Source organism: Rhizobium sp. GCM10022189 (assembly GCF_042656325.1).
Classification (GTDB): Bacteria; Pseudomonadota; Alphaproteobacteria; order Rhizobiales; family Rhizobiaceae; genus Rhizobium.
The window spans coordinates 570318-590378 of the sequence record NZ_JBHSOR010000002.1; the positions used below are offsets into that span (position 1 = coordinate 570318).

Consider the following 20061-nt stretch of genomic DNA (forward strand, 5'->3'; position numbering starts at 1 on the left):
AGCTCGGGTGCAATCTCAGCAAAGTCCGGCAGCATCCGACACCATAGGACAATGTACGACAAGTTGCGGAACCCATACAGTGCACGAGAAGGGTAGCTCAGCCCTTGAAAGGACATGCATGCAGACGGAACTCGGTCGGGTTCTCGATACGCTGCCTGGGATGGTGTTCAGCGCTCTTCCGGACGGACGCATCGATTTTGTGAACAAGGACATGGCCGACTTTTCGGGCGTCCCGATGACCGAGGCAGACTCGTGGGAATGGCCGGTGCACGCGGAACCTGCGCAGGCGTCGATGATCCTGCAACGCTTTCGTTCGATGCTATCTCTGGGTGAGCCATTCGAGATGGAGATTCCAACCCTGCGCGCTGACGGCGAGCGCCGCCTTCTGAGGGTTCAGTGCAATCCCATGCTCACAGACGGCAATGTCCAGAAATGGTATGGGCTTGCCTCCGAATCTAGGCTTGGAAGCAGCGATAGCCGTTCCGAGCACGAAACTGACTTTCAGCGCATCGTGGATAGCATTCCTGTTCCAGTCGCGGTCACCACACCGACCGGAGACGTTGAAGCATTGAACAATCCCGCTCTCGAATACTTCGGCATGACGCTGGAGAAACTGAAGAACTGGAAGGCGATCGAAGTCGTTCACCCCGAGGACCTGCAGCAAACCATCGCCGATCAGCTCGAGGCTCACAGGACAGCGACCTTCTACAATGTCGAAAGCCGGCATCTCCGCTCGGACGGCGTATATCGGTGGCACAATGTGCTTGGCTTGCCATTCAAGGATCGCGACGGAAATATTCTGCGTTGGTTTCATCTTCTCGTCGACATTGATGACCGCAAAAAGGCTGAATTGGCGCTCGCCGCGCGCGAGCGCGAAGCGCAACTCGTATTGGAAAGCATCCCGGCCGGGATCGGCGTCCTCGCTCCAGATGGAGAGGTCGAGGCGGTCAACGGACCGCTGCTTCGGTACTACGGCCGCACGCTCGATGAGCTGCGCGAATGGGGCAGCACAGATGTCGTTCATCCGGACGACATGCCCCGGATGATCGCAGCCGTGTCGGATGCCGTCGCATCCGGATCTCCGTATGATACAGAAGTGCGTCTGAGGCGCGCCGACGGAACATATCGGTGGTTCCAAGTCACCGGACATCCCCTGAAGTCGGAGGATGACAGGATCATCCGGTGGTACGCCCTTCACATGGACATTGATGATAGGAAGCGGGCAGAAGACGCGCTGGCGGAACGTGAGCGCGAGTCACGATTTGTCATCGACGGCATAGCTGGAATGATTGCGATCTTTTCGCCGGACGCCAAACTGATTGGCGGCAACCAGCAGATAATCGACTATTTCCAGCGTCCTATCGAGGAGCTCGACAACTGGGCAACGAACGGGATCACCCATCCCGACGATCTGCAGATCTGCATCGACAGTTTCATGGGAGCCATCGCGACCGGAGAGCCCTATGACTACGAGACCCGCTTCCTGCGACACGATGGAACGTGGCGTTGGTTTCAGCTTCGCGGGTTGCCATTGCGAAACACCGACGGTGAGATCGTGCGCTGGTATGGCCTGCTGACGGACATAGACGATCGAAAGCGGACGGAGGACAGCCTCCGCAGAAGCGAAGCCTTTCTCGCCGATGCCCAACGACTCAGCAAGACTGGAAGCTTCTCACTAAAGCTAGCCACAGACGAGGTCACCTGGTCGGCGGAAACCTACCGCATCTTCGAGGTCGATCCTTCCTCGAGGGTCACGGTGCGCACGATTCTGTCGCGGCTGGATCACGACAGTCTTGCAAGGGTGCAGCGCATCCTCGAACGCGCGCGCGAAGGAAATGGCGACTTCGACTACGACATCACGCTCGTGATGCCCGACAAGTCGATGAAGCACGTTCGCGTGCTGGCGCACAGCGAGCGAAACAAGGACGGCGAGCAGGAACTAACTGGCGCAGTGCAGGACGTAACTGAAAGCCGGCGGGCAGAAGAAACACTCAACGAGGTTCGGTCCGAGCTCGCCTATGTCACCCGCGCGACAAGCCTTGGCGTGCTGACCGCGTCGATCGCCCACGAGGTCAATCAGCCTCTTGCCGGAATCGTCACCAATGCGAATACGTGTCTTCGCGTGCTGGCTACGGAACCTCCCAACATGGAGGTCGCTAAAGACACGGCTCGCCGCATGATCCGCGATGCCAACCGGGCCGCCGACGTGATCGTCAGGCTGCGGGCGCTGTTCAGCAGAAAACCTCCGAGCATCGAACCGATCGATATGAACGAGATAGCAAGCGAAGTGATCGCGTTGGCACTCAGCGATCTCCAGCGGGCGCGCGTGTCGATCGCGACAGAATTCGGCCCCGACCTGCCACGCGTCGCAGGTGCGCGTGTCCAGCTCCAGCAGGTGATCATGAACCTGCTCCGAAACGCCATCGAGGCTCTGGCTGTGATCAACGACAGACCGAGGAAAATCACAATCAGGACGCAAGCAGACCCGAAAGGTGAGGTCCAGGTTTCAGTGAGTGACGACGGAGTCGGCTTCGGCTCGCAAGGGATGGGACGGATCTTCGACGCATTCTACACCACGAAGCCCGATGGCATGGGCATCGGGCTATCTGTCAGTCGATCCATAGTCGAAAATCACAATGGACGGCTGTGGGCAAACGCAAACAATGGCCTTGGCGCAACGGTTGCATTTGCCATTCCGATATATGAGGTCGCCAGCGAGTCTTGCGACCTTAAAGCTAAAGACAGGTCACAGTCGCCCTCGGGGACAGTTCGATGAGGAAACGATCGAAGCTCGTATCGGTGATCGATGACGACGAGTCTGTTCGAGAAGCTCTCCCAGACCTGCTCCGGTCGCTCGGCCTATCCGTCGAAGCGTTTCCTTCAGCGGAGGCGTTTCTCGGGTCGCAGGCACTGGGGGCCAGCGACGGCATCATCCTGGACGTGGCGATGCCGGGCATGACGGGACCGGAACTGCAAAGGGAACTACGAGACAGAAACCTGCAAGTTCCGATCATTTTTGTGACAGCGTTCGCTGACGACATGGTGCGCGAGCGCGTGATACGGGACGGGGCGGTGGAGTGCCTGTTCAAGCCGTTCAGTGAAGACGAGCTGCAGAATGCGCTTCGCCTCGCCTCGCTCGTGATCTGACGATTCAGCCTTGGTCCCTCGCGGTACCGCTATTGAGGGGACTGTTGTGGGTTTCGACGGAAAGCGATGTTCGGAGAGATCTCGACTTCGTCATTGTTGGATAACGAACAGCATCGTAAATACCAAAGTATCGGCGATACCATAGTGCAATGGTTCCCACGCCAGTTCAATGTGACCTTCCTCCCACTCAACCCAGGCAAACACTTAGGAGGATGCCCATGTCCGGTATACAGCCCGAAGTCACACGTCGAACTCTTCTTGCCGCCGCCACAGCCGTAGGCGCGGTGGGTATGCTGCCGGGAACGCTCACCGCTTCGACCACGAGTCCCGATATTAAACCGTTCAAGTTCTCGGCTACCGACGAGCAGCTTAGGGATCTTCAACGTCGTGTTGAAGCCACCCGCTGGCCCGACCGCGAGACGGTGTCCGACGATACGCAGGGTGTGCGGCTCGACACGATCCAGAAGGTCGCCAAATACTGGCGCGCCCATGACTGGCGCAAGGTCGAGGCCCGGCTCAATTCCTTCCCGCAGTTCATCACCGAGATCGACGGCCTCGACATTTATTTCATCCATGTGCGCTCGAAGCACGAGAAGGCGCTGCCCATCATCATCACACATGGCTGGCCGGGCTCGATCATCGAGCAAATGAAGATCATCAAGCCGCTCACCGATCCGACCGCCTTCGGCGGCACGGAGGCCGATGCCTTCCACGTCGTTATCCCTTCACTGCCGGGCTATGGCTTCTCGGGCAAGCCGAAACAGCCAGGCTGGAGTCCGCCGCGCATCGCCAAGGCCTGGGCCGTGCTGATGCAGCGTCTCGGTTACACGAAATACGTCGCCCAGGGCGGCGACTGGGGCAATGCCGTTTCCGAACTGATGGCGGTGCAGGAGCCTCCGGGTTTGCTCGGCATACACACCAATATGGCAGCGACTGTGCCGGCCGATATCGCCAAGGCGCTTTCGGCCGGAAGCCCGGCCCCGGCAGATCTGACGCCCGATGAAAAACGCGCCTATGAGCAGCTCGACGATTTCTACAAGAACGGCCTCGGTTATGCGATCGAGATGAACAACCGGCCGCAGACGCTTTACGGCATCGTCGACTCGCCGATCGGGCTCGCCTCCTGGATGCTCGACCACGATATCAGAAGCTACCGGATGATCGCCCGATCCTTCAACGGCGAAAAGGAAGGCCTGACGCCTGACGATGTCCTCGACAATGTCACGCTCTATTGGCTGACCAACACGGCGATCTCGTCTGCGCGGCTCTATTGGGACAATGCGCATTTCCCCTCCGGCGGCTTCTTCGATCCGCGCGGCATCAAGATCCCCGTCGCCGTCAGCGCCTTCCCGGACGAGATCTACCAAGCGCCGCAGAGCTGGGCTGAAAAGGCCTATCCGAAGCTCATCCACTACAACAGGCCGGAAAAGGGCGGGCATTTCGCCGCCTGGGAGCAGCCGGAGATCTTCACCGCCGAGCTGCGCACCTCATTTAAGTCGCTGCGCGACGAAACCTAGGGCCCATTTTCCGAATGGCTCTTGGTTCGTCGCCGCCGCGGTGCGGATTTTTTAGGCGGAGAAAATACGTTCAAAGATTCGTGACCAAGTTTGAGAGCTGGCGGCGAACGGACGACGTGAAATCAGGCGCCTACACCGATATGAAGCAATAGCGGCGAATTCCGAAGAAGCCGCTGCAGACATAGCCCTACGCAGGTTCTTCCGATCAAGGCGGCAATTCTGTTTCACCACCTTGATCGGCACCGCTGCCGTCCTCCGCGAGCTGACATTACCGCAGATTTCGCCCCGGGAGCAGTTTGGCAACCTTTTCGCCCGACAGAACCTCCTGTTCCATGAGGGCTCCGGCGACCCGCATGACGTCCGCCCGCCGTTCCCTGATGATAACCTGCGCTCGCGCCAACTCCTCAGCTAGCAGACGCTCCACCCGCCTTCGCAGAATAGGATCGGCCCGACGAAGCTGCTCGAGATCCCTCGAGCGCGAGACGTCGACATACCCAAGGCCCCCAACACCGTGACCGCCGACCAGGAATGTCGCAATGTCCGAAGCCCGGTGAAGATCGGATCCTTCAACCCCACCGGAGCCGACATACATATCATCGAGGACCGCCTTTTCGGCAGCTCTGCCAGCAAGCAGCATTGCAATCTCGTTCCTGTAGGCCAGAAGCGTACTGTTGCGCACGACTTGTCTCCGCCACTCGACATGCCCAGTGCTGGGGTCGCGATGCCCGGCCTGACGTGCGACCACGATTGCCGCGACATCTCCGATGCCAAGCACGGTGCCGACGAGTGCGTGTCCAGCTTCATGGACACAAATTGGCCATCGCTCCTTCTGGTTTAATACGGCGAAGGGGGGCACGATCGACATGAAATCAGAACCGCGTACTGGCCTCCTCGCTTTTCTAGCGACCCGGCGCGCGTCACGCGCGAGTTGGCGCAGCGCTGCGCCCGTGTAGCCGCTTGTGGCCACCGCGATCATCCGCAGTTCCTCCTTTGGCAGCGTCACACCGACATGTGCTGACAGAATCTGCTCACGCGCTTCAGGGTCCGGCATCTCGACTGCAATGTGGCGATCTAGGCGACCCGGCCTGCGGAGCGCCTCATCGATATCATTGGGTCTGTTCGTAGCCGCAATCACGACCACACCGTCACGCCCCTGTGCGCCATCAAGAAGTTCGAGAAGCGCATTGATGACTTGCAGACTATACCCCGCGCTGTCTCCTCGCAGGTTGCTCCGGGATCCGAAGGAGTCAAATTCATCGATGAACAGAATAGCCGGCGCCGCGGCAATTGCTTCCCGGAAAGTCTTTCGCATCGCGCGCAGCATGTCCCCGAGATGACCATGTGATTGCCAGACCGCGCTGGATGCCGCAAAGAAGGCAGCTCCGCACGATCTAGCCACCGCGCTCGCGAACAAGGTCTTGCCTGAGCCAGGCGGGCCACTTAGCAGCAATCCCGCATCGACATCGCGCCACTCGATGCACCCATTCTTCCAAGCAGTAATATCCTCGACAAGGTCGAGCGCCCACTCGGCCGCCTTGCCGTAGCCCGCAAGCTCTTCGATCCTTGGCTCCCACGCGACCGCCCGCTTCTCCTCGGTCGCTGGCGTTACCTGGCTCGCGGCTGCCAGCTTCTCGAGGGTGACTTCGATCGGACGAGATCGTCTAAGCGCCGCGAACACGAACGGTAGCGGGTGCGTGAACAGCTTCGCCGCCTGCTCACGAGTGATCAGCATGTCAAACACGGACTTTGCAGCCATGATCAAATGGTACGGCTTGAGCGGGCTCACCGGTTCGAGTTGATCCAGACACAGCGTAACTTCCGGTGGAACATCGGCGCCGTGCGCGATAAGGACGATGACGGCATTGCTCAAGGCGAGTGTCTTGAGGGCGTCGGCTGCATCGGTCTCGTCCTTGTACGCGCTGACACGCACCATCGGGACGACATAGTGGAGAATCCCGGCAGACGCGAGGACCGCCTTGACGGCCTGTTGGTATGTATCGATGTCCGCGTCTTTCGGCAGCAGCAAGCCTACGGCCTTGTCGCCCCTCAGAAAAAGCCCGCATCGCCTCAATGCAACGCGTAGCGAATTAGCATAGGTGGTCACTACGAGCGATTTCTTACGCTCGTCGGCCTTAGTCTGTCTCATCAATGCCTCCCTACGAGCGAGAGCGACGGACGATCGTGTCCGGGCCGAGCAGTTTCTCGTCGAGATCGACCTCGAGCAGGCCACGGAGGATCATGCTGGCGACAGATCCCATCGCATTGCCCTCTCGGACCGCCGACAGGCACTCAGCAAGGGAAAGCGATCCCATCTCATCGAGGCCGGTGAGAATGCGGATACGATCGCCAAGCGTCGCCTCTCGGTCAGCGTATCTGACAAGATCGCGCGCGTTCTGAAGCCGAACCGGATCAACCTCGCGCATGGAAATGGCCTGATAGCGATAACCCTTCCGGGCGACGACGCCGGGCAGCCATGTGATGACATCGGGCTGCCCGCGCCAGACTTCGACGAGCAGTGCCTCCTGTTCCGTTTCTACGAGGAAATCGACGAAGTGGTGGCGAGGTTTGCGCGCAGTCGAATCGTTAATGACTGGCTGCGTCACGCAGCGCCAGGAGATCACTTGCGGATCGAGGTCGAGCAAGCATCGCTCGCTTGCTGCGATCGATACACAGTGCGGCCGATGCATTTGACCGTGTTGAATGGAAAACGGGGCTTATAGGCCTTGTGGAGATCGCAAGCGCCATCGCCTGCGGCATGAGCGTTAGAGGTCGTCATGACCTGCCCTCCGATGAATAGCATAGTGTTGCGGCACCGGGACCCGTCCCGGAGTCGGTCAACCTATTCGTATTCGGAAGGTGGGAATGATCTTGCTCATGAGTGAACAATTAGTGAACAGAATTTCGGACGTCAACCATTTTTAAAAGGTGATCGAAAACCAGCGTTCCCGGCACTACGTCCCCGCGCGTGGCCACAGAATGAATATTGCACCGACATGGTGGCTGCACTACCTTTCCCGCGCGCAACGGAGTCGATGCCATGGACCCTCGCATTGTAGACCAGGTCAGAGCAACAAGCACCGCTCCCACTGAGGAGTTCGTCGAAGGTCTCGTCGCAGCCATCCTCGAGGTCGCAGGCGGAGCGGTGACAGTTCGGAAGGCAAGGGACGGCCTCAGCGACGTTCTGCGAAGCGCGCGCAGCGGCGTTCCGCAGATAATCGGAACTGGGAAAGATCCGGTGGTTGCGATTTCCATCGGTGATCTCGCGGCTCTTCTGAATGCGGTCAAGGAGCCTACGCTTGGCGACGTTCTCTCCGCTTCTCGCTCGGAGCCGTACCGAGGACGACGCATCGTGATTAAGCAGGGACGTAAGCGCGAGCCGTTAAAGCGAGGTCGTGTTGCCTCCGACCCTCCCTCCTGAGGCAAGCGGCCGTCGTCGCAGTCAGAAGAAGATCTTCCAGGTAACTGGTAGCAACCTCTCTGATCCGGACACTGATCATGGGGGGTAATGTACCTTGGTGGCAGTTGATCCCGAATTCTGCGAAAGTCCGCGGCACGCGCATCCCTGAGGCCCCGCCAAGCTCCAGGTCGACTGAGCCACATTTTTACGTCAGCCAGCCACCACTCGCACTTGTACGACAACTGGATCACCGGCTAACGTTGCATCACTCATCATCGGGAATGGGACCGGGCTTGGAGAAGAGCTCTTCAAGCGTTCCCTTTACCGGGATGAAAGTTATGCTGAATGTTCCGTCGGTATCCCTCACCTCTTGCGGTCCCGTGGATTTCGCGGCGTCGAAAAGCTCTCGGACACGTGCTTCGGCCTCGTTTCTGAGCCATGCCGTTTCGTGCTTCATAAACGATCCTCCATGGGTCCGCGCAGACTAGCTTCCCACCATACAATCGAAGGGAGGCAATGTGTTGATAATATTCGTACAACTAAATGAACCCCCAGGAAATGCCGTGGCGAAAAGTGTACTTCTATTAGATACCAATATCATCAGCCTGATGGGGAAGCAGAAGTCACCCGCCGGACTCCGTCCCTGGCTGCTCGAGATAGGAATCGATCGGCTAGGCATCTGCTTTCCAGTCATAACAGAGCTCCTGCGGGGAGCCCATCTCAAAGAACAGGAAAATCCGGGAAAAGCCCAGGCGATCGTCGCTTGGGTCGATCAAATTCTGAACACCAACTTCCCTTTGTTGGCAATGACCCCGACGATCGCGTCAATCTATGCCCGGATGACGGCGGTGCCCGCACTTCGGCACATGTGGACCGTTCAGCGTAAGGAGAAGCACAACAGGCTCGGACACGACCTGATGATCTCCGCAGTGTCCATATTCTACCAATCGCCAATCATTACAAACAACGTCGATGACTTCCTCAAAATCACGGAGCGGTTCCCACTTCCCGGCGTCTACGATCCGTTCTCGGAGTGCTGGTGGGTACGGCCACCATTCGAGATCCCACTCCCATCGTACGATCGCAAGGCAGCAGATCCGACAGCGCTGATGCTGCCGACGCTTTAAGTCCGGTCGTCCTCGGGCCGGACTGAGAGCAACGTTTCAATTTTAATTTCCCCTTTTTCCGGACAGCAACTTTCAGATGGTACCGGTCGCGGCAAAGGGGATCATCATGACTCAGACAATACTTCCGGACGAACAGAAACTCATCGATGACGCGGATACGCTGAAGCGGACCATGGGCAAGCTATCGAAGCTGCTGGTCGAAGCGGCGACGGTCATGAAACGCATCCAGAGCGAAACGAGTGCCGACGTCGCTGAGGCATTGGTGATGGTTCAGGCCGGCGTCACACCAGAGGATGCCCGCCTCTTTAAGGCCATTGGCGAGCTGATCGACGACGATCCGGCTCTCCTTGAGCGCGGCGTCTCCGCCGAGACCCTTCGCGTGCTTTTTGCAGGATCGGGCGCTGATCGGGCGGAGGCCATACGCGCGATCAAGGCGGGCCTTCCGGTTGGCGAAGCCAAGATGAAGCGGCTCGAAAGTCATCATCGCTGGATCGAAAGAGGAGCAGCTCAGACCGCGGCGGACGTAAGATCGGCCGCCCTCGAATCCTTGGCGGTGCGCAACGCGCGTGCCCTGCTTGGCAATCTCAGGAGCCAGGCGGACGAATTGCGCGAGGCCGCTGCAAAATTCGCCAACCATTTCGGGCCCGGTGCTCCGCAACAAGGATTCGAAATGGAGACCAACCGGCCCGGATATTTCGAAGCCCACTCACACATCACCGAGAAGGGTGCAGCCGTTCTCCACCTTTTCCAGCTCGTTCTCGGTTCAAATGACACTCTCGAAACTTTCGGGTCCAAGGATTCCCATGCGTCGGAGCTCGAGCTTTCTTGCCGCGCCTTGGAGCGCTTCTCCTCAGGTCGCTTCGGCCACAGAGGTGGCTTTTCCTTCGATGTCACCGAGGCCGACGTCTTTTCGTGGGAGATTATCGATGCCCTCGACTACATCGGCACCCAGTCCCCTCGTGAAGCGGAGCCCAGGCGCCTTCTTTCCCGTCCGCCGCGCAATTTGCGTGTTCTTGAGTTGGGCGCGGGCGCTGGCGGTCAGGCGATCGGCCTGATGTCCGCAGGTTTCGATCATGTCGCGCTCTACGAGAGAGTAAAGAAGCGTGCGCATACCCTGAAAGCCAATTGGCCCACGTGGCCAGTCCGGGACTCCGATTTGAGAACGGTTTCGGATGCCGAGCTCGCGCGACATCATGGCATCGACCTGCTTGCGGGAGGTATCTCCGCCAACGTGGTGTCGAGACAGTCCGGCAAGAACAAGCGGGGCAAGGAAGACGACCTCGTGCCGGAACTCCTCCGCGCGGTACGACTGGTTCAACCTCGCGCCTTCATGATCGAAAGTGCCCGGGGCTTCTCCTTCGAGCCTCATGTTGCCTACCTCGCGGAGTTCAAGGCCAACCTGATCGATCTTGGCTACACAGTCGATTCCTATCGTCTCGACATGAAGGTCTATGGCCTCCCCCGGAACGACGAGCGCATTGTTCTCGTCGGCATTCGTGAGGGCGAACCGGGTACGTTCCTGCCGCCAGTTCTGCGGAATCCGGTCGACCGATATGTTCTGGAAACTCTCGAGCATCTGGTAATCCGTCACGAGACCCCTGCCGATCAGATGCATTTGGTTCAAAGAGGTACACCGCAGTGGCACTACAATAATTGGGCCTTCCGCTGGCGGTCGCGCACAAAAGCGTCACGTATCACGACGATTTCCCGGGAATGGAAGGAAACTCGCGCAGCACGGCAGAAAGATTCAAAAGTGGAAGCAACCGAAGGATTCGACCGCTCGGGTTTCGCGGCGGAGCCGCCCAGAGTCGAGGATTTCCGGGAAGAAAAGGACTACTTTCTCCCGATGATGACTCGCGAGATCGCTGCGCGAGCCCAAGGGTTTCCAGAGAACTGGGTCTTCAAGGCGATCGGTGGCGGCAACATCGACATGATCGCTGATGCGATGCCGCCAGTCCTTGCGAAAGCCGTGGGTCTGCAGATCTACTCTGCGCTCACGGGCGTAACATTCGACCTCGATGCGGCACTGGCCGCGCCGATCGTCAATGAGAAGCAGATCGGCATTGGCGCACTACGACTGAACACGTCGCCCCAGATTGAAGTTCTGCTCCTCGGCGACGCCATCTTTGCCAGGGAACCGAACGCAAAGAAGCGACAGGCCAAGTTCCGGAGCCTCCTCAAGGAGGTGGAGCCGAACCACATGTGTCGTACTAGCCTTGTCAGAACCGTTCGCAGGATTCAGTTGGAGCGTGAGCGCCAGGCGGCCGAAAACCACGCCTGGACGGATCACCGATTCCCAGATGGAATTCCGGAAGGGAGGATCGACGACTAGCGGAGCAGCGAAATTTTTCGAGTCTCCTGCCCGGTGCTCAACGCGACCGCATATCTGGCCACCTCTCTGGATTCCTCCGGGCGCAGGCACGCAATCTCCTCGCCATCGGCGTAGATGGGACCACGTCCGTCGCCGGAGCGAAGGCAGAGATGGATCCGCCGTCCCTCGTGGTCCATGAAGGTGAGCGCCTCGTATTGCCTTTCCTCCTTGTCCGCCAATTCTTCGTGGTCCACCTTGGTGACCGCGATATCAGGTATGAATCCTTCGACCAGCCAGAAGATGTCGGCAAGGGCGTCGCTGGACATTTTCATCGGCTCCCGCTCGAAAGTTACTAGCTTGTTTGCGCGGATCTTGCGCGCGATCGCCGCGAACATCTCTTCGACATTGACCTTGCCGTCGACTTCGCCCTCGATCGGAAGAACCTTTTCACTCCACTTGCGCATGTGCACCCAGCCGGTGTTGCCCAGCTTCTCCTTGCGGTAGTCGCCCTGCAGGATTCGGACCTCGGACCAAGCGGGTCTGGGCTCGTCGGTGTGGCGCTTGTGCGTAAACTCGAGCGATATCGGCGAGAAGCTCCGACCTGTCTGGAAGTCGACGACATATCGCCACCCTTCATCCACGCAGAGAGCTTCCAGCCCCATCCTGTGCATGACAGGTCCCAGATGCTTCCTGATCTGGGCCATGCGCTTAGTCATGAAAATCGGTTCCATCAAATCCTCCTCCGACATGGAGGAAGGATCTCGTTGCGCAATGCACGGCACAACCGGGCGTCGCTGGTGATTATATCCGACCTGCCCCAGGCGCGCGCGGGCGTCCACTAAACGGCGTCTTCCCACCGGACGTCAACAGCCGCCGGTTGAAATATATGTCTGGACAAGAAACGCGAACTAAGCGTTAACTATAGCCGTTTTCGACATCGGCCATGCTCAGGAGAGCGCCGTCATGTGCATGCGAATATCAGCCTCCCGCAACGGGATCGCGAAAGAGCTAGCGGATTAATCCGCCCGCCGACGGACCTCACGTAGGCCCATGAAGAGCCCCCCGCTTTTGTCATCCATCGTGGTACAGGCCACGGGCCTGATCGCTAGGGCGCGTACTTCTTCAAAAACATCCCGCCAAAAGATTTTCCATGATGGTCCTGCGAAACCCGCCGCTCTCCAATACCGATGCGGTGAGATCGAAGGCCACCAGATCGATCTCAGAACTTTGACCTCAGCAAAGGAGCTGCGCCATGCCGCAGATTGAAAACGCACGCCTGCATTCCCGCTGCGACATTCCGGACGAATGCCGCGACGGTCTTCGCCTCTGGTTCGAAGAGTCCTCGACAGGTTCCTTCCCGTCCGCCGAACTGGAGCTTCACCGCGCTGTCGCCCTAGTTTACGCCGACCCCCGTCGTCCGTCGATCCGCGCCCTCTACAAGGCCCTGTGCGAAATGCTCGATTGCGACGAGTGGCTGAGCGGGATTGTCGTGAAACGCCCCTCCTATGAGGCGTTCCGCCACCTCGTCCTGACATTGCCCCCGGCCTTCGTCGACCACATGCGCTACGGCCAGCAGATCGGCACCTGGGAAATCATCAAAGCCGCCGAAAACACGAGTGCCACCATCGCCTCGCTCACGGCATCGGTACAGTAAGGAGACATACCATGGACTTCAACCACGTCGCCTCCCTGCTGAGCGGGATCAGCAGTGCCACGTCCAAGAAATCCCCTGCGAAGAAGGCCCGCAAGACGATCGGCGTCTTGGAGCTGGCAGAACTACGCGCAACCGCAATCCGGGAGGCCGTGTCAGCGGCCAAGGATTGTCCCGGCAACGAGTGGGATTTCTGGACCATCATGGACCAGGCAATCAAAGGCTTCAACCTGCAACTCCGTAGTCACGGGGAGCCGGAAATGGAGCTTGTCGCCTTCGCCGCATTCCTCGGCTTCCTAGATACGGATGCGAACCAGTCCGAGGGCGCAGATGTCTAACCTGCCCGACCGTCCGAAGCCCGCCTCGCCCGTTCGCTCGCTGAACTCATGTCTTCTCGTAGAACGCGCAACTGGACGCGTGCTGGCGCTCAAAATCGTGACCGAGGTGCTTGCCTTCCAACGAGTCCCTTGCACGGAAGCGGCGCGCGACGAAGCTCCGGTTAGCACCCCGCCCACAGCCTAACAGTCCACCCCGTCGAACGTACCCCGACGTGGGCGCCCTTGCGCCCGCGATCGGGGAAGCACGCCCAGTCATCCTTAAGGAGTTTTCGATGCGCCCCGAACACTACATCAAGCAGCACATGCTCGACCGCCGCAACGGCATCCAGCGCGACTACACGATCCCTGGAACCACAGTCTGGCATAAGCCGACGATCCAGCCTCGCTACAAGCCCGTCCTCCCGTCCGAGGCAAACCGAAAGCCGGCGCCGAAGTCGCCGTTCAACTATCGCGGTACCCAGCCGAACCTCGACGGCGAGCGCTCCATGTACTTTGAGAGCGATGTCGAACTGAAGGCAGGGCGGATCCTGCGCGCCTCGCCGCTCGTCAAGGAGCTGCGCGAGCAGTGGCCAACGATCCCTTATCGTGGCGCGGACGGTGAGTGGCACACTCACACCATCGACCTTTGGACGCTGGATCATAACAACGTGCGCTCCTTGATCGCCGCGAAGCCCTGGCAGGTTCTGGTCAAGACGGGAACCCTCCACATCCTCCGTCGCATCCGCGCTCAAGGGTTTTCCGAGTACGCCGACCGCATCAGCTTCGTCACCGACGTCTTCGCCAACGATGACAACAACGCGAACGCGGAATGGATCCTGCTCTCCCGCGTGAACCGCAACGACGAGGAATACCTCATCGCGAAGTCGATCCTGACGCGGATGGTCGGTAACACCGTGCGCTTTTGGGACCTGCTTCGCTCAGCCCCAATCGAGGCCCACCGCCGGACGGCAGTCTGGAACCTCATCGATGACGGCGTCCTAAGCCCTGCCTCACCCGGGCGCATCACCGACACATCGCTTCTCATCATTCATGCACACTGAGGACAGCCTATGAACCAGCTCCTGACCCCTGAGAGTACCGTCGCCCGCTCGATCCCGATCTTCTACTTCGGGCCGAATGACCGTGTCACGATCGATGGCAAGCACCTGACCGTCGTCAACCAGACGACGGAGGGTTCGGTGCTCAAGAATGCCGACGACATTCATGAGCGCTTCACCCACGAGCAGATCTACATGATGACGACCGAGCGTCGCATCAAAGTGGAGCGCGACTACCATATGGAGGCAGGATCGCTCCTGGCTCTCAAGTACGGTAACTTCAAGATCTCCGACTTCGCCGACTATAAGGTCCAGAAGGCGTTGTGGCTCGAAGAACTGATCAAGGAGTACATCCGCTTCGAGACGATCGGCAAAAAACATCCCGTGCTCAAGGCAGAAGGTTTCCGTCAGCGCAAAGTTTCGCTTGGCGTCGACTGCCTGAAATTCCTCCTTCCGATCCTCAAGCGCATCGTGTCGGAGCGCTGGAGCCTGGCGAACGGTGGCGCCGAAATCTCTTATAAGCTTCCGAGCCCGCGTCACTTCCGGCGTTTGCACGACCTGTATCTCGACAGCAACTTCGACCCGCTGGCCCTCGTAAGCCTGAAGACTGGACCGAAATCACGAACGATCCACAGGCAGAGGGATCTCGAACTCTGGCTCAAGTACGTGGACATGTATGCGAACAAAAGCCGCCCAAGCATGAGGGAGTGTTACCTTGCACTGATCGCCGAAGTTGACGAGCTCAATGAAGCCGCCGGCGAAGACGGCTTTCACTATCGCACGCCCTCCCGAAAGGCTTTTGAAAATCTGATCAAAAGCTTCGGCATCTACCATCTGATGGCAAAGCGCTACGGCGAGGAATACGCCCGCAAGAAGTATCAGATCGCGCACGGCGGTCTTGAGATCGAGCGTCCTGGCCAGATCGTTGAGATGGACGAATGGAAGGTTAACCTCGTCCTATTGCTCACACACCTCCGCATCTGGAACATGCTGTCGAAGGAGGAAAAGAAGGCGGTCGAGCGCACGCGCGTCTGGGTCACCGTCGCCATCGACCGCGCGACGAAGTGCATTCTCGCCATGCACTTCAGTCGCCGTCCTCCTTCACATCGCTCCTCGCTGGCTGCTCTCGAAATGGTCGTCTCGGACAAGACGCTGATCTCTAGCGTAGTCGGCGCCGGGACGCCGTGGGAATACGGCCTGAAACCGGAAACGCTCCTTACCGACGCCGGTCCCGCGTTCGTTCACATTTCCTTCCGTGCGGCCGTAGCGGCGCTGAGATGCGTGCATTCGTTCCCGCCTACTGGAAAGCCCGCAGCGCGAGGCACCATCGAGTCCTTTTTCCATACCTGCGAGCTCCGCTTCATGCATTACTTCTCGGGTCGTACGTTCTCGAACATCTTGGAAAAGGGAAAGCGCAATCCCAAGGACGAGGCGTCGCTGAACATGGACGAATTCAACAGTCTATTCGTCCGCGCCATCCTCGACATCTACCATAATACGCCTCACTGGGGGCTAGGCTATGAGACCCCGGCCAACGCTTGGCGCCGCCTTTCAAAAAAGTGCGCGATCATGCAGCCGATCTGCGCCGAAGACCGTCGTACCATCTTCGGAACGGAGTTGGTCCGGACGATCACCGACAAGGGAGTTGCATCAACAGGTATCCACTACGACCACACCGATCTCCAGCGCATGCGCTTCAATCAGCTTGCGATCCCGCATGCGGACACGCCGACCGTTACCATCCGCGTCAGTCGTCTGGACCTGAGCGCCATCTCCTTCCGCAATGCGGACGGCGAATGGATTGAAGCGAAGGCCTCGATCGGCATTCCCCACGACACCACGATCTTCGAGTGGGTCGCCGCACGCCGTGAACGGATGATGATCCACGGCGAAAATGCCAAGGCTAGCCTCTCCGGAATGCTTAAGACCGTCCGCGAGATTCGCGCGGCGGGGACCAGCGCCACCATGCGGGCGGGCATCGGTGTCGATCGTCTGATCGCCGAGAACTACGAGCACATCGAGCGCGAATACTTCAAGGAAGCAATCGTCGACGACCTACTCGCCCGGGCACCGGAACTTGCTCCGCTGACCATTCCTCACAATCCGCTCGAAGTCGGCTTGGAGGCATTCGACGACATTATGGTCAGCGAGCCGATGGAAGATCCCCAGACGGTGAAGGAGGCTGAAATCCTCACCCAGCAGGAGTCCGCGTTCTCGGGCATGGCCTACAGCGATGGCGACGATGACGAAGACGACATCTTCTTCGAGGGAGAAATCTAATGCAGGAGAACACCATGACCGCTGAGCACACCGAAAGCGCTGAGAGCATCCAGACCAGCATCATCAAGTACGACCCCGAGTTCAGGGAAGCCGCTCAGGCCATCTTCGACAGCCTCGATCCGGAGGCACAGAAGCGTGCGAAGATCGTAGGGCTGATGAATGCCGCCTACGTCGGCTCGAAGCCGCGGGACAGCCGTCTCGACCTCGCCTTCCAGGCAATCATCGAAAATGTCGCCGCCACTCTATTCGGCAGGGCTGGAAAACAGCGGGCGATGATGGTCGTCGGCGAGAGCGGATCGGGCAAGACTACCGCAATCGACTGGCATATCGCCAAGCGGCCGCAGTTCGCCCCGCGAAAGAACGCCCATGGCGATTGGGTCAAGAACCTTGTTTTTATGGAGCCGGAAAAGCCGTTGACGATCAAGGGCATCGCACGCAGTGGACTCAAGGCACTCGGATACCCGCTCGACGACACTACAAGAATGACGGCACAGGAACTCTTTGACCTGTGGAAGGTCCAGTTGCGGGAAAACCAGGTACTCTATCTCTGGATTGACGAGATGCAGCACGTTCTGAAGGGTGAGACCACGAAGGAAATCCAGGACGTCGCAGACATTCTCAAGAGTCTGGTTCAGCTTAATGGCTGGCCGATCCATCTCATCCTCAGCGGGGTTCCCGACCTCGCGAAGTTCATCCATCTGTTCGGTGATGCCGATGGGCAGCTCAAGGAGCGAAGCAATCTTGTGGAGCTGCTTCCTCTCGTTTACCCGCAGGATAGAAAGCGTATCGAGAAGATCATCATTGAGACCGTGACCAAGCACGCGGGCCTTCTCTTGGGAGATGACGTCCTAGCCAAGCCGGATGAGGATGCCGAACAGCCGAAGACCGACGGCAAACCTCCGTATAAGTTCGTCTTGTCCGAAGATTTCGTCCATCGCGTCGTCCATGCCTCAAAGGGGCAGTTTGGATCGATCATCCAGAAGACCCGCTCTGCCTGCGAGAACGCCATGCGGCTGGGAAGCGACACGATCCGAAAAGCTAACTTTGCGGCCGCCTATGCAGCAGGCGGTTGCCGCCCCTCACAGAACATCTTCCTTTCGCCGGACTGGAAGAACATTGACCCAGACCACTCCGTCACTGAGTTGGTCGCCCGGAAACGCGGACGCGGCGTAGCCGCTGTTGCGAACGCCACAACAACCAAGAAGAAGACGAAGTAAGATGTCCAACCCGTTCCCGATCCGCCCCACCGAGACCCTGCCAATGTTCGTGGCCCGGTGCGCGTGTAATACCGGTGTGGCGCTTCCGAGCTTCCTCCGACACATGCAAGCCCGCTTCGACAGGACGGGCGAATTGGCTGCCTCTATCGCGGCGTTGTCGAAGTTCACACGGTGCGATCCTGAACTTCTCGCCTCCCGCGCGATGATCACCTCGTACAAGAGCAGGACCACGATCAATGGACAGCTCGTGTTCATCAGGGATGTCGCCCGCGATGCCGCACGTTACTGCCCCGTCTGCCTACAGGCGGACCTCAAAACCTACGTAGGCAAACCATGGTCCAGGCCCTGGTGCCGTCCATCATGGCAGCACACGATGCTTGCGAACTGCGTCGAGCATCGGACACCGCTGGTGGCACTTTCAGGTCAGAAGGCTAGCCGGGGATGCTTTGACTGGTCGGGCATTATTAAGAAGCACTGGAATGCCGTTTCGGCTGTTGGTGGCCAACTCGATGTTGTTGAGGTGACACCGTTCGAACAATATTTCAGCGGCCGTCTTGATGGCGTTCCGGTCGAGAGCAACGACCTTCTCGACTCGCTACCTTTCGAAACCGCAATGAGCCTCTGCTCCGTGATCGGTGCCATGTTGGAGAATGACGACAGCTTCTCGCCGCGGTACAACTCCTCGGGGAGACGCGTGGAACTCGCCGTCATCGGACACGACGCTATTGCGAACGGATACCGCTCGCTGACCAAGGTATTGGAGATCGTCGACAAAAGGACCTGGGAGGCTGGTTGGTCTGGCGGGTTGAAGAATGTGTATCCGCACCTCTACGACTTCCTGCGTGCCCGCACGCGCTACGGCAGCGAGGACGGCGTAATGAATCTGCGAGCGTTTGTCCGTGATCACGCGATGACCGCATTTCCGCTCGGGCCCACGGATGGGTTTCTCTCAAGTGGGGGCACAAGGATCCTCCACTCAGTCCGGACGGCAACCGTCGAGTATCGGCTTCATGCCAAGACAGTCAGAAAGGTCCTCGGTGCAAATGGTTTGCTTCCGGAAAACGCTGACACACTGACCGACAACGAGATCCTGATCAATGCTGACGCAGTCTCCCGTGTGATGGCGGCCTGGAATGAGACCATGTCTGCAGTCGACGTCAGGAAACGTCTGAGGATCAGTCCCGACGTGATCGCACAGTTCGTCGAAGCCAATCTGCTGGAGCAAACGGACGCAGACCCTCGGCATCGACTCCGTTCCGGTTTCACGACCGCTAGCGTCGAAGGTCTCATGGAGCGGATCACCGAGAAGGCCACCGCCGACCCGTCGGCGCCCGGCATGACCCGCCTGGTCGATATCCGCTTGATGAACTTCGTGGAGATCACAAAGCTCATTCTTGCTGGCGAAATCGACGTGGCAGTACAGCGTGTAGGCGAGCCTGACTTCCGGCATATCCTTGTCAATCACAATGCGATCAAAAACGAAGTCTTTCCGGGCGAGCCCGCGGGAACTGTTCCAATGTTTCGGGTAACGGACGTGCTGAAGGTGACCGTGAAGGCGGTGCGCCAACTCGCATCCCTCGGTGAGATCGCCACGGTTTCTGCCATCGGACCGCGTGGCGCTCACGTCGATTTCTACGTGTTGGCATCGGTGCAGAAGTTCGCAGAGAACTATGTGTCTCGCAGAACGTTGGCAAGATATCGGGGCAGGAAAGCCCTCGATGAGTATCTTGCTGGGGTTGTTCCAGCTTTCAGTTTCCGCGATGGCGTAAGGCTGTATCGACGAATTGATCTACCGAAGCGCTGAAATCAACCACTCAAAGGACTCGCTGATGCGGGTCCTTTTTTTGTGCCCGAGATTTGAGAGTGACATTTGTTTGCGAGCAAGACATCCCTGTTTTGCGGGGTTTCGGGAATCGGCCATTGAAAACGTTGGCCTTCTGGAAAGATCGTGACTTTTGTTACGAACCCATTCAAGGTTCTACCTGAAACAGACGTCCGATTTTTTCAGGTCGACCGACCAGAAAACGACTCCAGGCGCC

The 20061-nt window shown here is 58.7% G+C and carries 15 protein-coding genes; 11 read left to right on the forward strand and 4 right to left on the reverse strand.

Annotated features, from left to right (window positions below; all coding sequences use genetic code 11):
- The first annotated feature begins 118 nt into the window (after positions 1-118).
- The 3 genes from ACFPWW_RS03015 (at position 119) to ACFPWW_RS03025 (ending at position 4664) form a co-directional block, all read left to right on the forward strand.
- Positions 119-2776 carry a PAS domain-containing protein gene (locus ACFPWW_RS03015; RefSeq protein WP_377310298.1) on the forward strand — a complete coding sequence of 886 codons (2658 nt, stop codon included), beginning with the start codon at positions 119-121 and terminating at the stop codon, positions 2774-2776.
- Complete coding sequence (locus tag ACFPWW_RS03020; RefSeq protein WP_377310299.1) at positions 2773-3147, forward strand: response regulator transcription factor; 375 nt, start codon at positions 2773-2775, stop codon at positions 3145-3147. Before ACFPWW_RS03015 ends, ACFPWW_RS03020 begins: the two co-directional genes overlap by 4 nt.
- 218 nt (positions 3148-3365) lie before the next feature.
- Positions 3366-4664, forward strand: a complete 1299-nt coding sequence (locus ACFPWW_RS03025; RefSeq protein ID WP_377310300.1) for an epoxide hydrolase family protein — start codon at positions 3366-3368, stop codon at positions 4662-4664.
- Positions 4665-4932: 268 nt separating this feature from the next.
- On the opposite strand, the gene ACFPWW_RS03030 is transcribed toward ACFPWW_RS03025, so the two are convergent.
- The 3 genes from ACFPWW_RS03030 to ACFPWW_RS03040 form a co-directional block, all read right to left on the reverse strand.
- Positions 4933-6810 (reverse strand): AAA family ATPase, encoded by a 1878-nt coding sequence (locus ACFPWW_RS03030; protein ID WP_377310301.1) that lies wholly within the window; start codon positions 6808-6810, stop codon positions 4933-4935.
- Positions 6811-6820: 10 nt separating this feature from the next.
- On the reverse strand, positions 6821-7306 hold the full coding sequence (locus ACFPWW_RS03035; protein WP_377310303.1) for a hypothetical protein: 486 nt from the start codon (positions 7304-7306) through the stop codon (positions 6821-6823).
- Between the two features lie 1020 nt (positions 7307-8326).
- Positions 8327-8518: a hypothetical protein gene (locus ACFPWW_RS03040; protein WP_377310305.1), complete on the reverse strand. Its 192-nt coding sequence runs from the start codon at positions 8516-8518 to the stop codon at positions 8327-8329.
- Positions 8519-8624: 106 nt separating this feature from the next.
- Here ACFPWW_RS03040 and ACFPWW_RS03045 point away from each other — a divergent pair, with 106 nt between their 5' ends.
- Together ACFPWW_RS03045 and ACFPWW_RS03050 are read left to right on the forward strand one after the other, a co-directional pair.
- Entirely contained in the window at positions 8625-9188 is a 564-nt protein-coding gene (locus tag ACFPWW_RS03045; protein WP_377310306.1) for a type II toxin-antitoxin system VapC family toxin, read from the forward strand.
- Positions 9189-9294: 106 nt separating this feature from the next.
- A complete protein-coding gene (locus tag ACFPWW_RS03050; protein ID WP_377310308.1) occupies positions 9295-11520 on the forward strand; it encodes a DNA cytosine methyltransferase in 2226 nt (741 codons plus the stop codon).
- Here the strand turns inward: ACFPWW_RS03050 and ACFPWW_RS03055 are convergent.
- Positions 11517-12230 carry a hypothetical protein gene (locus ACFPWW_RS03055; protein ID WP_377310309.1) on the reverse strand — a complete coding sequence of 238 codons (714 nt, stop codon included), beginning with the start codon at positions 12228-12230 and terminating at the stop codon, positions 11517-11519. The genes ACFPWW_RS03050 and ACFPWW_RS03055 overlap by 4 nt on opposite strands.
- 521 nt (positions 12231-12751) lie before the next feature.
- Between ACFPWW_RS03055 and ACFPWW_RS03060 the strand changes: the two genes are divergently transcribed.
- The 6 genes from ACFPWW_RS03060 (at position 12752) to ACFPWW_RS03085 (ending at position 19826) form a co-directional block, all read left to right on the forward strand.
- Complete coding sequence (locus tag ACFPWW_RS03060; RefSeq protein WP_377310311.1) at positions 12752-13153, forward strand: hypothetical protein; 402 nt, start codon at positions 12752-12754, stop codon at positions 13151-13153.
- Between the two features lie 11 nt (positions 13154-13164).
- Positions 13165-13488 (forward strand): hypothetical protein, encoded by a 324-nt coding sequence (locus ACFPWW_RS03065; RefSeq protein ID WP_377310313.1) that lies wholly within the window; start codon positions 13165-13167, stop codon positions 13486-13488.
- 272 nt (positions 13489-13760) lie between these two features.
- Positions 13761-14528, forward strand: a complete 768-nt coding sequence (locus tag ACFPWW_RS03070; protein ID WP_377310316.1) for a hypothetical protein — start codon at positions 13761-13763, stop codon at positions 14526-14528.
- A gap of 9 nt (positions 14529-14537) precedes the next feature.
- Positions 14538-16805, forward strand: a complete 2268-nt coding sequence (locus tag ACFPWW_RS03075; protein ID WP_377310317.1) for an integrase — start codon at positions 14538-14540, stop codon at positions 16803-16805.
- Entirely contained in the window at positions 16805-18022 is a 1218-nt protein-coding gene (locus tag ACFPWW_RS03080; protein WP_377310319.1) for an ATP-binding protein, read from the forward strand. Before ACFPWW_RS03075 ends, ACFPWW_RS03080 begins: the two co-directional genes overlap by 1 nt.
- Position 18023: 1 nt before the next feature.
- Positions 18024-19826: a TniQ family protein gene (locus ACFPWW_RS03085; RefSeq protein ID WP_377310320.1), complete on the forward strand. Its 1803-nt coding sequence runs from the start codon at positions 18024-18026 to the stop codon at positions 19824-19826.
- Positions 19827-20061: the final 235 nt, after the last annotated feature.

What these genes read in the sequence shown, in the direction of transcription:
- ACFPWW_RS03015 (WP_377310298.1), top strand. Translation starts at nt 119, where the DNA reads ATGCAGACGGAACTCGGTCGGGTTCTCGATACGCTGCCTGGGATGGTG.
- ACFPWW_RS03020 (WP_377310299.1), top strand. Translation starts at nt 2,773, where the DNA reads ATGAGGAAACGATCGAAGCTCGTATCGGTGATCGATGACGACGAGTCT.
- ACFPWW_RS03025 (WP_377310300.1), top strand. Translation starts at nt 3,366, where the DNA reads ATGTCCGGTATACAGCCCGAAGTCACACGTCGAACTCTTCTTGCCGCC.
- ACFPWW_RS03030 (WP_377310301.1), bottom strand. Translation starts at nt 6,810, where the DNA reads ATGAGACAGACTAAGGCCGACGAGCGTAAGAAATCGCTCGTAGTGACC.
- ACFPWW_RS03040 (WP_377310305.1), bottom strand. Translation starts at nt 8,518, where the DNA reads ATGAAGCACGAAACGGCATGGCTCAGAAACGAGGCCGAAGCACGTGTC.
- ACFPWW_RS03050 (WP_377310308.1), top strand. Translation starts at nt 9,295, where the DNA reads ATGACTCAGACAATACTTCCGGACGAACAGAAACTCATCGATGACGCG.
- ACFPWW_RS03055 (WP_377310309.1), bottom strand. Translation starts at nt 12,230, where the DNA reads ATGGAACCGATTTTCATGACTAAGCGCATGGCCCAGATCAGGAAGCAT.
- ACFPWW_RS03060 (WP_377310311.1), top strand. Translation starts at nt 12,752, where the DNA reads ATGCCGCAGATTGAAAACGCACGCCTGCATTCCCGCTGCGACATTCCG.
- ACFPWW_RS03065 (WP_377310313.1), top strand. Translation starts at nt 13,165, where the DNA reads ATGGACTTCAACCACGTCGCCTCCCTGCTGAGCGGGATCAGCAGTGCC.
- ACFPWW_RS03070 (WP_377310316.1), top strand. Translation starts at nt 13,761, where the DNA reads ATGCGCCCCGAACACTACATCAAGCAGCACATGCTCGACCGCCGCAAC.
- ACFPWW_RS03075 (WP_377310317.1), top strand. Translation starts at nt 14,538, where the DNA reads ATGAACCAGCTCCTGACCCCTGAGAGTACCGTCGCCCGCTCGATCCCG.
- ACFPWW_RS03080 (WP_377310319.1), top strand. Translation starts at nt 16,805, where the DNA reads ATGCAGGAGAACACCATGACCGCTGAGCACACCGAAAGCGCTGAGAGC.
- ACFPWW_RS03085 (WP_377310320.1), top strand. Translation starts at nt 18,024, where the DNA reads ATGTCCAACCCGTTCCCGATCCGCCCCACCGAGACCCTGCCAATGTTC.